This window comes from Methyloligella solikamskensis (genome assembly GCF_042676065.1).
GTDB lineage: Bacteria > Pseudomonadota > Alphaproteobacteria > Rhizobiales > Methyloligellaceae > Methyloligella > Methyloligella solikamskensis.
Genome location: NZ_JBHTJO010000001.1, coordinates 331,672 through 345,648, shown reverse-complemented (window position 1 = coordinate 345,648; position 13,977 = coordinate 331,672). Strand labels below are relative to the sequence as shown.

Annotated in this window: 13 protein-coding genes; 6 read left to right on the top strand and 7 right to left on the bottom strand. The window is 61.5% G+C overall.

The features are described from left to right. Positions 1 to 690: 690 nt before the first annotated feature. On the bottom strand, positions 691 to 1,293 hold the full coding sequence (locus tag ACFQ2F_RS01670) for a Smr/MutS family protein (protein ID WP_379084761.1): 603 nt from the start codon (positions 1,291 to 1,293) through the stop codon (positions 691 to 693). Between the two features lie 42 nt (positions 1,294 to 1,335). Next, a complete protein-coding gene (locus tag ACFQ2F_RS01665) occupies positions 1,336 to 2,067 on the bottom strand; it encodes a Tim44/TimA family putative adaptor protein (RefSeq protein WP_379084758.1) in 732 nt (243 codons plus the stop codon). A gap of 337 nt (positions 2,068 to 2,404) precedes the next feature. Here ACFQ2F_RS01665 and secB point away from each other — a divergent pair, with 337 nt between their 5' ends. Then, positions 2,405 to 2,911, top strand: coding sequence for a protein-export chaperone SecB (gene secB / locus ACFQ2F_RS01660; RefSeq protein ID WP_379084755.1), 507 nt, complete (start codon positions 2,405 to 2,407; stop codon positions 2,909 to 2,911). A gap of 21 nt (positions 2,912 to 2,932) precedes the next feature. Here the strand turns inward: secB and dnaQ are convergent, their stop codons facing one another. Genes dnaQ through ACFQ2F_RS01635 form a run of 5 tightly spaced genes read right to left on the bottom strand, consistent with a single transcriptional unit; the run spans position 2,933 to position 6,577 of the window. Beyond that, complete coding sequence (gene dnaQ / locus ACFQ2F_RS01655) at positions 2,933 to 3,622, bottom strand: DNA polymerase III subunit epsilon (protein WP_379084752.1); 690 nt, start codon at positions 3,620 to 3,622, stop codon at positions 2,933 to 2,935. A 19-nt stretch (positions 3,623 to 3,641) separates the two neighbouring features. Then, the gene (gene coaE, locus ACFQ2F_RS01650; protein ID WP_379084749.1) at positions 3,642 to 4,268 is read right to left on the bottom strand and encodes a dephospho-CoA kinase; all 627 of its coding nucleotides are present in this window, start codon (positions 4,266 to 4,268) and stop codon (positions 3,642 to 3,644) included. After that, positions 4,268 to 5,107, bottom strand: coding sequence for a shikimate dehydrogenase (locus ACFQ2F_RS01645; RefSeq protein WP_379084746.1), 840 nt, complete (start codon positions 5,105 to 5,107; stop codon positions 4,268 to 4,270). Before ACFQ2F_RS01645 ends, coaE begins: the two co-directional genes overlap by 1 nt. Positions 5,108 to 5,117: 10 nt before the next feature. Continuing rightward, on the bottom strand, positions 5,118 to 5,741 hold the full coding sequence (locus ACFQ2F_RS01640) for a Maf family nucleotide pyrophosphatase (RefSeq protein WP_379084743.1): 624 nt from the start codon (positions 5,739 to 5,741) through the stop codon (positions 5,118 to 5,120). Continuing rightward, positions 5,738 to 6,577 (bottom strand): pyruvate, water dikinase regulatory protein, encoded by an 840-nt coding sequence (locus tag ACFQ2F_RS01635; RefSeq protein ID WP_379084740.1) that lies wholly within the window; start codon positions 6,575 to 6,577, stop codon positions 5,738 to 5,740. Before ACFQ2F_RS01635 ends, ACFQ2F_RS01640 begins: the two co-directional genes overlap by 4 nt. A 423-nt stretch (positions 6,578 to 7,000) precedes the next feature. Between ACFQ2F_RS01635 and hemE the strand changes: the two genes are divergently transcribed. The 5 genes from hemE (at position 7,001) to ACFQ2F_RS01605 (ending at position 13,962) form a co-directional block, all read left to right on the top strand. Continuing rightward, positions 7,001 to 8,044, top strand: coding sequence for a uroporphyrinogen decarboxylase (gene hemE / locus ACFQ2F_RS01630; protein WP_379084737.1), 1,044 nt, complete (start codon positions 7,001 to 7,003; stop codon positions 8,042 to 8,044). 76 nt (positions 8,045 to 8,120) lie between these two features. After that, on the top strand, positions 8,121 to 8,549 hold the full coding sequence (gene hemJ / locus ACFQ2F_RS01625; protein WP_379084734.1) for a protoporphyrinogen oxidase HemJ: 429 nt from the start codon (positions 8,121 to 8,123) through the stop codon (positions 8,547 to 8,549). A gap of 297 nt (positions 8,550 to 8,846) precedes the next feature. Then, on the top strand, positions 8,847 to 10,112 hold the full coding sequence (gene rho / locus ACFQ2F_RS01620) for a transcription termination factor Rho (protein ID WP_379084731.1): 1,266 nt from the start codon (positions 8,847 to 8,849) through the stop codon (positions 10,110 to 10,112). 356 nt (positions 10,113 to 10,468) lie between these two features. Next, positions 10,469 to 12,838: a transporter substrate-binding protein gene (locus tag ACFQ2F_RS15285; RefSeq protein ID WP_449288915.1), complete on the top strand. Its 2,370-nt coding sequence runs from the start codon at positions 10,469 to 10,471 to the stop codon at positions 12,836 to 12,838. Positions 12,839 to 13,095: 257 nt separating this feature from the next. Next, on the top strand, positions 13,096 to 13,962 hold the full coding sequence (locus ACFQ2F_RS01605) for an MBL fold metallo-hydrolase (RefSeq protein ID WP_379084728.1): 867 nt from the start codon (positions 13,096 to 13,098) through the stop codon (positions 13,960 to 13,962). Positions 13,963 to 13,977: the final 15 nt, after the last annotated feature.

Sequence of the window (13,977 nt, the reverse complement as noted above, 5' to 3'; positions counted from 1 at the left end):
ATCTGGGCCATCTGGTCCAACCGATCAGAAGTTTACGCCGCTCATAGATCAATGGGCGGAATCGAAAAGTTTAGCTTCCACACTCCGAACGCGTGCCGGCGCGCATTCACGAAAGAATCCGGCTTACCTAGGGGAGGTGGTGACCGCTTGATGCAGAGTTGGCGTCGAGGAAGTACTCCACCCGAGGGCACCAATCAGATTGTTTCTGTACTTCGCGTGGGAATTTCTACGGACCACCTTTCAACGGCCTTAGAAGATGCTCCTCCCAAAAGCACGATCTGGATACCTCCAGCACCGGGAGGCGGATCTACCATCCTCGACCTAGGCTTCACGAATGAGAAGGAAGTCGCGATACGTCAAGCGCTTGAATCGGAGCCACCCAACCTAGCTCACAAGCTAATTGCATTTCACGAACTACCGAACGGGGAATCCTTTTTCGTCAAGACATGGCATTCAGAGGATGCGCAAAGGGTCTTCCGAGTCTTGGCCGCCCCTCATGATCCCCGTGACTTGCTAATACTGCCGGTTGATCCCCAATCAACAGGAAGACCTGTGAGATTCACGCTGTATTCTAATCCAAAAGATGGAGATGTTATGTGGGCGTGGGAGATGGGTGGATACTGGCACGCGCCGTTAACGGACACCCAATGGCGAGAAATGTGCGAACCGTTCGAGCATGATGACTAGCTCCTACCGCACCCTCCGCAGCCGCACATAGAGAGCGCCGGCGCCGCCCAGGCGCTGGGGGGCTTCTGAGAAGCTGACCACCACGGGTGCGAGATCCGGCTGGGTCAGCCAGCCCGGCACCTGCTGGCGCAGAACCCCCCGCGGTTCTTCCATATAGAAGTTTTCCGACGACGCCTTCGCCGTGCCCTTGCCGGTGATCACCAGCACATGGCGAAACCCCTTCGCCTGGGCATCCATTAGGAATCGCCGCAAGGCTGAATGCGCGTTCCGCTGGCGCATGCCGTGGAGATCGAGCTTGGCTTCGACGGGAAGCCGCCCCTTTTCCAGTTTGCGCGCCGTGCCACGGTCGAGCGCGATCGAGGCCGGCGCCGGCGGGCCGGGCTTCGGCGGAGGTGTCTTCAGAGACGGCGTCGGCGCGGCCGGTGCGTCTTCAGCGTCATTAAGCTTCTTGGGAGGGCGGATCTTGGTGGGCGGCTTCGGCAGAGGCGCGGCGCGAACGTCCCGCTTCTTCAGCGGCACGACCGTGCCTGCGATCTGCTCCCAGAGCGCCGCGTCGTCATCGTCCTTATCGGGAAGATCCCTGCCGCCTTTTCGCGTTTTGCCCATGGTCTTGCCCCTGGCAAATCGAGCTGTCCGGGCGGCAAGGCCTTAATTGGCGGTCTGGGTAGCCACAAGCTGCCAGTTCGGATCGCGGGAGGAGATCTCCCGGGCGAAGGTCCAGATATCGTTCACGTCGCGAACGGTCTCCGGATCGCCTTCGACGATGTCGCCGTCGGAATCGCGCACCAAGGTGATGAGCTCGCTCGTGAACCGCACGGTGATCTGCTCGACCCCCTGCTTCACCTCTGCCTCGATGATGTCGGCCTTGTTGATGGCGATCAGCGAGGTCTCGACCCGCTCGCCGCGCTCCTGGCGTTCGGCCATGCTGCGGCGGAAGCTCTCGAACACCTCGTCGTCAACGAGCTGCTGCAGCGTCGCCTCGTCCCCTTCGGCAAACGCGGCGATGACCATCTCATAGGCCACCTTGGCGCCTTCCAGGAACTGGTCCGGATCGAAAGTCGGATCGGCGCGCATCACCTCGGTCAGAGCCTTGGCGAGATCGCTGTCTTTCGGTGCATGGTCTTCCAAGCGCGCCTCGATATCGGCAGCCGAGGGCTGTGGTTCCGCCTCGGCCTGCTGGCTGTGGGTGCGGCCGCGCGGCAGATCGACGACCGTGTCGCTCGACTTATGCTGCCCGACCGAATTCTCGCTCGGCGAATACGGGTCGTATGGCGGGCGCTCGTTTCCGGTGCGTCTGCCCAGCACGCTGCGGAGGCGCAAGAAAATCACCACCGCCAACACCAGGAAGAGCAGGGTATAGATGTCGAAAACTTCACTCATCGTTTGTCGTTACCCGCTTATCGGAAAGATGCCCGCATCATCAGCAAAAGGCATATGAGATGATATTGGGACTGATTTAAGCTTTTGCCACCGGAACCGAAGATTTCTCTGTCGGGAAAACCCGGTGATCGGGCTTTTTCGCAACTTAAGGCATCGCTTCCCGCGCGCCAACCTCAAACCAAGCGCGAACCTATCGTCCACCGGCTGATTGGGGCCGGCTTTGCCGCAGGGATGTCATTTGCGAGCATCCGGAGACCGTGCTAGCGACAGCGCAAGCGCCGCTGAGCGAGAAGCATGCAAAGCAGCACCGAAGAAGCGACTTAAGGCAGTATCACCGATGGCAGACGAGACGCAACCTGGCGAGAGCGGCGAAGAGGCAGCCCCTGGCGGCCAGCAGGTCACGCTCAACGTCCTGGCCCAGTACATCAAGGACCTCTCCTTCGAGAGCCCGAACGCACCGAAGAGCCTGCAGCCTGACAAGAATCAGCAGCCGCGGCTGGAAGTATCCGTGAATGTGCAGGCCTCGGGAAGCGGCGAGGATCTCTATGAGGTGGTTCTGAGCCTGGAGGCCCGCGCCCAGACCGACGAAGCCATCGTCTACAATATCGAGCTTCTCTATGGCGGCATGTTCCGCATCAAGGGCGCCGGTCAGGAGATCCTGCAGCCGATTCTTTTCATCGACTGCCCGGCGATCCTGTTTCCCTTCGCCCGCCGCGTGATGGCCGATACCAGCCGGGATGGCGGATTCCCGCCTTTGCTGCTCGACCCGATCGATTTCCGCACGCTCTACCGGCGGAATCTCGAAAACGCCCAGAAAGAAGCCGGCGGCAGCCAGAAGAATTAGGTGAGGACAGGGATCACCCGCCTAAAGGCGATTCCAGAGCGCATCTTCGCCGAGCCCTTGGATGAAAGCCGCATGGGCTTCCGCTTCGCCGGCACTTAAGCGTGACGGCAGCGGCGCCGGCCGGGCCGTGGCCACCGGCGCAATCCCGCCGATCGGGCTCTCATCGCCGCTATTCACTGCAAGCTCGAGCCGGGCCTGGTGCCCGCCGACCAGCTCCACATAGACCGAAGCCAGCAGCTTGCAGTCGACCAAGGCGCCGTGATGCTTCTCGCGGGCCGAAAGATCGACGCCGTAGCGCTTACAAAGCGCATCGAGGCTGACCGGCAAGCCGGGATGGCGCCGCCGCGCCAGAGCAAGAGAATCGACCACATTCTCCCAGGCGAGCAGCATCCGCTGGCAGCGTTCGAACTCCGCATTGAGAAAGGCGAAGTCGAACGGCGCGTTGTGCATGATGAGCTTGGCGCCTTCGACGAACTCCAGAAGCTCGTCCGCCACATCGGTGAAGAGCGGCTTGTCGGCGAGAAAGTCCGCCGAGAGCCCATGCACCTGGAAGGCTTCGTTCGGCACGTCCCGCTCGGGATTGAGGAAGCAGTGCCACTCCCGCCCCGTGGGGATGCAGTTCAGAAGCTCGATGCAGCCCACCTCGACGATCCGGTGGCCGTCCGCCGGCTTCAGTCCCGTGGTTTCCGTATCGAGAATGATCTCGCGCATAAAACACCCTGCTGAAAATCTAGCTTTCCAGCCGCCCCCGCAGCTTATCCCAAACCGCGCCCTCGCGGCCGCGCAAATCTTCAATCACCTTATCGACCTGACGCGCCACGTCTTCCAGGCTGCCGCCCGTGTCCACAACGTAATCCGCCCGGGCGCGCTTTTCGGCGTCGGGCATCTGACGGGCCAGCAGGGATTCGAACTTCTCTTCGCTCATGCCGGCGCGCGCGAGCACCCGTTCCCGCTGGGCTTCCGGCGGCGCGCTGACCACGACGACAGTATCGACCCGTACCTCGGCGCCCGCCTCATAAAGAAGTGGGATCTCCAGGACCACCATCTCCGCACCGCGTTTCGCCTGATCGCGCAGGAATTCCATCTCGCCCTTCACCACGAGCGGATGGATGATCGCTTCCAGCTCCCGGAGCTTTCCCGGATGGCCGGCGACTTCCTTCGCCAGCAGCGCGCGGTCCACCTTGCCGTCCGGCGCGACGCCGGGAAAGGCCGCCTCGATCTGAGGCACCGCCTCACCTTCATAAAGATCATGGACGATCTGGTCGGCGCTGCAGACCGGGATCCCACGCTCCGCGAAGTAGGCCGCCGTCGTGGTCTTGCCCATGCCGATGGAGCCTGTGAGTCCGATCACCAGCATCAGCCGTCCTCTACCTTCAGATCGGCGACCACCAGATCGCGCAGCTCCTTCGTCACCTCGGGCCGCACGCCGAACCAGCGTTCGAATCCCGGCACCGCCTGGTGGAGCAGCATCCCGAGCCCATCGACGCAAGCATTCCCGCGGGCGCGGGCCTCGGCCAGGAGCGGCGTCTCCAGCGGCGTATAGACGATGTCGGCGACGACCGACTCTTTCGGCAGAGTCTTAAGCGACATCTCGAGCGGCGGCTGACCGTCCATGCCGAGGCTCGTCGTGTTGACCAGGAGATCGCAGTCTTTCAGCGCGCCCTCCGCCTTATCCCAGGCGATCGTTTCCAGCCCGTGGTCGAAGGCTTCAGCCAATGCAGCCGCACGCGCTTCCGTCCGGTTGGCGATCACGATCCGCTCCACACCGGCCTTCTGCAGCCCGTAGAGAATGGCGCGTGCCGCACCGCCCGCACCAAGCAGCATGGCGGTCGCGCCTTGCAAGCGAAGCGACGGCGCCGATTCCTTGAGATGAGTCATGAAGCCGTAGGCGTCCGTATTGTCCGCCTCCAGCCGCCCGTCCTCGCTGAGCCACAGGGTGTTGGCCGCCCCGATGGACCGCGCCGCCGCGTGCACATTGTCGGCGGCGCGAAGCGCGGCCTCCTTATGGGGAAGCGTAACGTTGCAGCCTGCAAAGCCTTGCGCACCGAGGGAGCTCAGAAAGCTCTCGATATCCTCCGGCGCCACGGCGACCTTTTCGTAGCTGCCGTTGATGCGGTGTTTGCGCAGCCAATAGCCGTGGATCATGGGCGAGCGGGAATGCTCGATCGGCCATCCAATAACGCAAGCTTTGATCATACCGGATCGATTATCCTTCGATCACATCACGCGCACGAAGCTCCGCCAGAAGCGGCAGCAACGGCAGGCCCAGGATCGAAAAGTAGTTGCCCTCGATCTTCTCGAAGAGCTGAACCCCGAGGGATTCGAGCTGATAGGCCCCCACCGAGCCCAGCACCTGCTCGCCGGCGGCGGCAAGATAACGGCCGATGAATTCCGGGGTCAGCTTTCGCATGGTCAGCCGCGCGACATCCGTATAGGCCCAGACGGCCGCGCCGTCCTTGGCCAACGCCACGGAAGTATGCAGCTCATGGGTCTTGCCCGACAGGTCGAGCAGAAGCCGGCGGGCCTCCTCCATGCTGTCGGACTTGCCGATGACCTGATCGCCCAGCGCCAGAACCTGATCGCCGCCGATCACATAGGCCTCCTTGGCAAGATCGCTGATCGCCTCGGCCTTGGCCCGTGCCAGAACCTCGGCAACATCGTTCGGGCGCAGCAGCTTTTCGCCGCTGACCGCCTGTCGCATGGCCGCCTCGTCCAATCCAGGCGCCTGCATCAGGACGGTGAGCCCGGCCGACTCGATCAGTTTGGCCCGGGTCCGGCTGGACGAGGCAAGGATGAGAGGCGGGCGATTGTTCTGAACGAATGTGGTCATGGCTCGAGTACCGGGTCCTCGCGATCGTCATAGAGTCTCAGAATGGCCGCGGCCGTCTCCTCGATCGACCGCCTTGTCACATCGATGATGGGCCAGCGGTGGCGCGCGCATATCTGCTTCGTCTCGGCGATCTCGGCTGCGATCGCATCCCGATCCACATAGTCTTCTACATGGGACTTGAAATGCTCTAGCACCCGATTGTGACGCACTTGGGCGATCCGGTCGGCCGAGGCGATCAGCCCGACCACTAGCGCGCGCTTCACGCTTTCGAGCTGGGGCGGCAATTGCATGCCACGCACCAGGGGAACGTTCGCCGTCTTGAATCCGCGATTGGCGAGATAGATCGAGGTCGGCGTCTTCGAGGTCCGGCTGATGCCGACCAGCACGATATCCGCATCGTCCAGCCGCGGCGGCAGATTGCCGTCGTCATGCATCATGGAAAAATTCAGCGCCTCGATCCGGCGAAAATAATCGGCATCGAGTGCATGCTGAGCACCGACCGACGGTGTCGACGGCGTACCCAGATAGGATTCCAAAACCTGGAGGATCGGAAGCAGCGCCGGTACGCACGGCACGTTCACCCGCCGGCAGGTCTCTTCCAGCGCATCGATATGCTCCCGGTTGACCAGGGTATAGAGCACGATGCCAGGCGTTGCCTCGATATCCCGCAACACCCGGTCGAGCTCCCGGCGCGTTCTGACCAGAGAATGCACATGCTCGTAAGCCCGGAACTGGGCGTACTGCACCCGCGCCGCCTTGGAGATCGCAACGAGCGTCTCGCCGGTCGCATCCGACACCATATGAAGATGGAAGCTGGGCGGGATATCCGTGTTCATATCTTTGGATAACTGTCTAACGACTCCCGGACAATCTCCGGGGCTCGGAAAACTCTCAACCGCCGTCCTTATTTACCCGCAGATTTGTTCACAGATTCGCCCGCGTGGACAATTTGTGTCGGTTTTCCAGAGTCCGGAAAAGCGAAATTCGCTCCCCAAATCCACACGCGCCAAATCCACATTCGGAAACGCCAGTCTTCAACATCGCCGCACCCTACGCCCAAGGCTTGGCACAGCAGCGATTGCGTGCGAACACGGCCGCGCCTATCCACAAGCGTCTTCTGGCTGTCACGGTTCGGCCAAACCGCTTGTGAAGTCCGGCGTTGATAATTCGGGGACGAAGCGGAATATGCGCAACCCCCAGCCTAAAAGAAGAAGAAGCAATCTAAGAGAATCTTTCTTTCTCTTAGTTTAAGGGAAGCCATGTCCGACACCCTTTCCACTAACAACCGCCTGCTGCGAACCCTTCAAGGGGAGATCACTGAGACCCCTCCCCTTTGGCTCATGCGCCAGGCGGGACGCTATCTGCCGGAGTATCGGGAGATCCGAGCTTCAGTCGGATCGTTCTTGGAGCTTTGCGGTACGCCTGAGCTCGCCGCAGAGGTAACGCTCCAGCCTTTGCGCCGCTTCGATCTCGATGCGGCGATCATCTTCTCCGACATCCTCATCGTGCCCTTCGCCATGGGCCAGCAGGTGGAGTTCGTGAAGGGGGAAGGGCCGAAGCTCGATCCTCTGACGGATGGCAAGGCGATTGCGACCCTGGAGAGGGCAGCAACGTCGGAGGTCTTCGCCCCTGTCTACGAGGCGCTTCGCCGTGTGCGCGCAGAGCTCAATCCCGAGACGGCGCTAATTGGGTTTTGCGGGGCGCCCTGGACCGTGGCCACCTACATGATCGCCGGCGGCGGCAGTAAGGATCAGGCGGAAGCCCGGGCCCTGGCCTACACGGACCCACAAGCCTTCGCGGGTCTGATCGATCTCCTGGTGGAGGTGTCAGCCGAATACCTGATCAACCAGGTGAAGGCTGGCGCCCAGGTGCTGCAGATCTTCGACAGCTGGTCGGGCAGCCTGGCGGAGGATGAATTCGCTCGCTGGTCAATCGCCGCCACCAAATCCCTCGTTGCCAAGGTGAAGGCGGAGGCGCCGGAGGTGCCCATCATCGGTTTTCCGAAAGGCTCTGGCCCCTCAGCAATTCCTTATGCCCGGAAGACCGGCATCGATGCCATCGGCTGCGACACAAGCCTGCCTTTGCGCTTCATCGCCGACAATCTCCAGAACCTGCTTCCCGTTCAGGGCAATCTCGATCCAGTCCTGCTCATGGCGGGCGGCGAGCATCTCGACCGTCGGGTGAAGGAGATCCTCGAAATCCTCGGAGACCGGCCCTTCATCTTCAATCTCGGCCACGGCATTTTGCCCCAGACGCCACCGGAGCATGTCAGCCGCCTTGTGAGCCTGGTCCGAAGCAAGTAAGGCTAGTGCTGCGTGATCGAAGGAAGCACGGACTTTCGATTCGCTTCAGGGAACGGCAACAGCGACTGGGATCTCGATGCTGCTCGCCTACATCAAGGCTTTCCACATCATCGCCATCATCGCTTGGATGGCGGGGCTGCTCTATCTGCCCCGGCTTTTCGTCTATCACGCGGAAGCTGGCGCCGGCACGCCACAGTCCGAAACCTTCAAGGTGATGGAACGCCGACTCTACTTCTACATCATCAACCCGGCGATGCTGGCTGCGTGGATCTTCGGCCTGATCCTCGTCTACTACGTTATCAACTGGTCCCAGGACGGCTGGTTTCACGGCAAATTTTTGCTGGTGATCCTGCTGTCGGCTTACACGGGCATCCTGGGAAAATGGCGGCGCCAGTTCGCCAATGACGAGAACAAGCGCTCGCCGAAATTCTACCGGATCGCCAATGAAGTGCCGACGGTTCTGATGGTGCTGATCGTGATCCTGGCGGTGGTGAAGCCGTTCTAGGCGACCCGCCTGCACCTGATCCGGGTTTGTTTGCGCTATTGCACGCGGTAAAGCTGTTCCCGTGGGCGACAAACTCTGTTATAAGGTGACTCGCATCCGATCCGGGAATGTCTTATCCACCCCGGAAATTTCAAAAAAATCGGGTTTTCCGGAGCGGTGCAGGCACCAGACCTGCTTATTCCCGCTTAAGGTCAATTCCTTCCTATCGCGACACTTGGGATCGAAGTCGGATTCCTCCTTCCACAAGGTGTCACCTTCCCAGAACCTATCTACCGCTTCCCTTGGAGTTAGCAGCGCATGCAGGAAATGAAGCTGCAAGATTTGAAAGAAAAGACCCCTACGGAGCTCCTGAGCTTCGCTGAGGAGGTCGAGGTCGAAAATGCAAGCTCGATGCGTAAGCAGGAGCTGATGTTCGCGATCCTGAAGCAGCTCGCGGCCCGCGACGTCGACATCACCGGCACCGGCGTGGTCGAGGTTCTGCAGGACGGCTTCGGGTTCTTGCGTTCTCCGGACGTGAACTATCTCGCGGGTCCGGACGATATCTACGTCTCACCCTCCCAGATTCGCCGCTTTGGACTGCGCACCGGCGACACGGTCGAGGGTCAGATCCGCAGCCCGAAAGAGGGCGAGCGCTACTTTGCGCTTCTCAAGGTCAACACGATCAATTTCGAGGAGCCCGACAAGCAGCGCCACAAGATCCACTTCGACAACCTGACACCGCTCTATCCCGATGAGTGGCTGCAGATGGAAGTGGACGATCCGACCCGCAAGGATATGACGGGCCGTGTGATCGACATCGTGGCGCCCCTCGGTAAGGGCCAGCGCGGGCTCATCGTGGCACAGCCGCGCACCGGTAAAACGGTGATCCTCCAGAACATCGCCCACTCCATCACCGCCAATCACCCCGAATGCTACATGATCGTGCTGCTCATCGACGAGCGCCCTGAAGAGGTGACCGACATGCAGCGCTCGGTGAACGGCGAGGTGGTCTCCTCCACCTTCGACGAGCCGGCCTCGCGCCACGTCCAGGTCGCCGAGATGGTCATCGAGAAGGCCAAGCGCCTGGTCGAGCACAAGCGCGACGTGGTCATCCTGCTGGACTCCATCACCCGCCTGGGCCGTGCCTACAACACGGTGGTTCCGTCGAGCGGCAAGGTGCTGACCGGCGGTGTGGACGCCAATGCGCTCCAGCGGCCGAAGCGTTTCTTCGGCGCGGCGCGTAATATCGAGGAAGGCGGCTCGCTCACCATCATCGCCACCGCCCTGATCGATACGGGCAGCCGCATGGACGAGGTCATCTTTGAAGAGTTCAAGGGCACGGGTAACTCCGAAATCGTTCTCGACCGGAAGGTCGCCGACAAGCGCGTCTTCCCGGCCATCGACATCGCCCGTTCCGGCACCCGCAAGGAAGAGCTCCTCGTGGAGCAGCAGCAGCTCAAGAAGATGTACGTGCTCCGCCGTATCCTGAACCCCATGGGCACCCAGGACGCGATCGAGTTCCTGCTCGACAAGCTGAAGCAGACGAAGAGCAACGACGAGTTCTTCGACTCCATGAACACCTAAGCCAGATAATCGCCTCCATCCGGCGCGCTGCGCAGGATGCAAAGGCGGCATTCCTGGAAAAAGAAAGCGGACGGCAAGCAGCTGGTCCGCTTTTTTATTGGCTTCTGCGCGTTTAAAGCGTTTTCCCCACAGGACACGGTCCGGACGCTTTCAAGCGATCTTCAGAAGAACGCAAGGTGCGCGTACAGAATGTCGCAGGTTAGTCTTGGGAGATATATCGAAACGACTTTAAACGCAGTACATTGTACAATGTTTGGGCGGTTATGACCATAAATTGTGCAGTTAAGACGTGGTTCGCGTAAAGAACTCGGCAAGGTCTCCCGGCTAAACTCTCCCGTGACGCTATGGGAGAGAGAATGCGTTATAACCTACGGGCTGAATGGCCGGGTTGGTGGATCCTACTGCCGATTCTGGGAACAGCGCTCGTCGCCGTGCTGGGAACCCTGGCCGGCGGCATATTGCTGGGGTTCGTCGGCTCGGCCTCCGGGGGCCTTCTGGGCGCTTGGGCAATCAACCGCCATCTGCGGATCGTCGCCGATGCGACGGAGAAGGTCGCCGCGGGCGATCGCTATGCCGAGATCCCGAACCAGCCTGACGGTCCCCTCGCCGATTTAAGCAAATCCATCGCTGAGCTGCGCGCCGCCGCCAGCGAAGCCGACGCCCGGGTGGTCGATCAGCGCCGCCGGGAGGCGGAAGCGCGGCTGCACTATGCGGGCCGGAGCTTCTTCACCCATCAATTCCGCTCCACCGTGGATCAGGTGACCCAGGCCTTCAGCCATGGCATCGATCAGATCGGCCACACGGCGGCAGAGCTCTCCAATCAGAACCGGCAGATGCACGATCAGGTCGAAGCCGCCTCCCGCTCGGCTTCCGCCGCGGGTGCCGACGTCCATGCGCTGGGCGTTGCGGCCCGTGAGATCCTGTTCCGCATGCGCCGTTCCGCCGGTGACGTAGCCGACTCCAAGGATGTGAGCGCGCGGGCAGTGTCCGATATTACACGTGCCGACGAAACCGTCCGCAGCCTCGCCCAGGCCGCCACCCGCATCGGGGAGGTGGTCGGGCTGATCCAGACCATCGCGCGTCAGACCTCTCTGCTTGCTCTGAACGCGTCCATTGAGGCGGTCCGGTCCGGTGAGGCGGGCAAAGGCTTTGCGGTCGTTGCCAATGACGTGAAGCGGCTCGCCACCCAGACGGCCCAGGCGACCAACGACATTTCTTCTCAGGTTCGCGACATCCAAAGCGCCGTGGAGGAGACCGCCTCGGCCCTTAGCCAGGTAACCGGCAGCGTCGGCCGCATCAACGATGCGAACACAGTGCTGCGCAACGTACTCGAGGAGCAGACGGCGGAGCTGGACGAGATCGCCAATCACGCCAACGGCGTGGCGCGCCAAATCGCCGATGCGCTTCCCGGGATCGGCGCTGCGGTCGGTCATGTGGACCAGGCTGGCGAGCAGGTGATCGGCACGGCCAAGGAGTTGATCGGCCGGTCCCAAGGTCTCGTCTCCACCGTAGGAAGCTATTTCGACAATCTGGAGAGCGGCGCCATCAAGATCGGCATCCTCCACTCCCTCTCCGGCACCATGACCGCGAGCGAACGTCCCCTCCAGGAGCTGCTGGTCATGATGATCGAGCAGTGCAATGCCCAAGGCGGTGTGCTGGGCCGTCCTCTGGAAGCGGTGATCATGGACCCGCGCTCCGAGCCCAAGCGCTACGCGGAACAGGCCAAGAGCCTCATCGAGGAGCACGGCGTCTCAGCCATCTTCGGCTGCTGGACGTCCGCCTCGCGGAAAGAAGTGCTGCCCGTGGTCGAATCCCTCAACAGCCTGCTCTTCTATCCGAGCCAGTATGAGGGCGAGGAGGAATCCTCGAACATCTTCTATACGGGCGCGACGCCTCAGCAGCAGGCGATCCCCGCCGTCGACTATCTCCTGGCCCAAGGTAAGAAGCGCTTCTTCCTGCTCGGCACGGACACGATCTATCCGCGCACGACCAATGCGATCCTCACCGCTTACCTCCATTCCAAGGGGATCAAGCAGAACGCCATCGCCGAGCATTACACCCCGTTCGATCATCGGGACTGGGTGGACACTGTCGCCTGGATCAAGCGCTTCGGCGCGGGCGGCGATGCGGCTATCATCACGACCGTCAGCGGCGACGCGAACATCTATTTCTTCCGCGAGCTCGCCGAGCAGGATGTCACCGCCCAATCCATTCCGGCCATGACGCTCTCCATCGGCGAAGCGGAGCTACCGGCGCTGGCCGGGCCCGAGCTCGCCGGTCACCTTGCCGCCTGGAATTATCTCCACGAGATCGACTCGCCCGAAAACCGCCGCTTCGTGCACGACTGGCGCCGCTTCTCCGGCGCGCCCAATGTCGTCACCGACGATCCCATGGAGGCAACCTGGATCGGCTTCAATCTCTGGACCAAGGCGGTCGAGAAAGCCGGCATGACCGACACCGACTCCGTGCGCACCGCCCTGGCCGGGATGAACCTGGTCGCGCCGAGCGGCTACGAGGTCGTGATGGACGAAGCCAATCACCACCTCCACAAGCCGGGCTTCATCGGCCGTATGACCGCGGACGCCCGCATCGTGCCCATCTGGCATAGCGAGAGCCTGCTCGCGCCACGCCCCTGGAGCCCATGGCTTCTGACGGATGCGAGCCGCGGACCCGCGCGCAAAGCCAAGACCACCGACAAGACCGAGGCCCTGGCTATCGCCAGCTAGCCGCGCGACTTCGCCAATTCCTTCAGCAACGATCGGAAACCTTTGCCGCCTTGCGGAGGTGGTGCGCCCGCTTGGGCGCGTGCTATTAATTGCGAAAGACTGTAACTAACGAAAGAAATATATACAGAGTAGCGTAATAGAGTTATATTGCGGCCTTCACGACTGGGAAAATACGGTAATCCAAGGGTTTCTCACCTGCAGAAATGGGAAATCGAGCGTTGAAACCCGGATCAGAGCCGTCCCTCATGGAGGAATGCATGTCCAATCATCCGATCGTCACCACGTTTTTCGATCCGCCCACCAATACGTTCTCCTATGTGGTGCAGGATCCCGACAGCAACGCATGTGCCGTCATCGATAGCGTTCTCGATTTCGATTACGCATCGGGCCACATCGCCTACGACTCCGCCGACAAGATCATCGCTTTCGTGAAGGAGCACGGGCTGAAGGTCGAGTGGCTGCTCGAGACCCATGTCCATGCCGATCATCTCTCCGCGGCGCCCTACATTCAGGACGCGGTGGGCGGCAAGATCGCCATCGGTTCCAATATCCGCATCGTTCAGGACACCTTCGGGAAGGTCTTCAACGAGGGCACGGAGTTCCAGCGCGACGGCTCTCAGTTCGATCGCCTTTTCGAAGACGGCGACACGTTCTCCATCGGTAAGATGGAGGCCCATGTCCTTCACACCCCCGGCCACACGCCCGCGTGCATGACCTATGTGATCGGTGATGCGGCCTTCGTCGGCGACACTCTGTTCATGCCCGATAGCGGCTCGGCCCGGGCCGACTTCCCCGGCGGCGATGCCCGGACGCTTTATCGTTCCATGAAGAAGGTCCTGGCCCTGCCGCCGGAGACCCGCCTCTTCATGTGCCACGACTACGGCCCCAACGGGCGGGACATCCTCAACGAGACCACGGTGGCGGAGCAGCGCGAGCACAACATCCATGTGCGCGACGGCATCTCAGAGGACGAGTTCGTCGCCATGCGCACGGCGCGCGATGCGACCCTCGATATGCCGAAGCTGATCATTCCGTCCCTGCAGGTGAACATGAAGGCCGGCGAATTGCCGAAAGCGGAACCCGATGGCCGCCGCTACCTGAAGGTCCCCCTCAACCAGCTCTAAACCGATCCCGGCAGA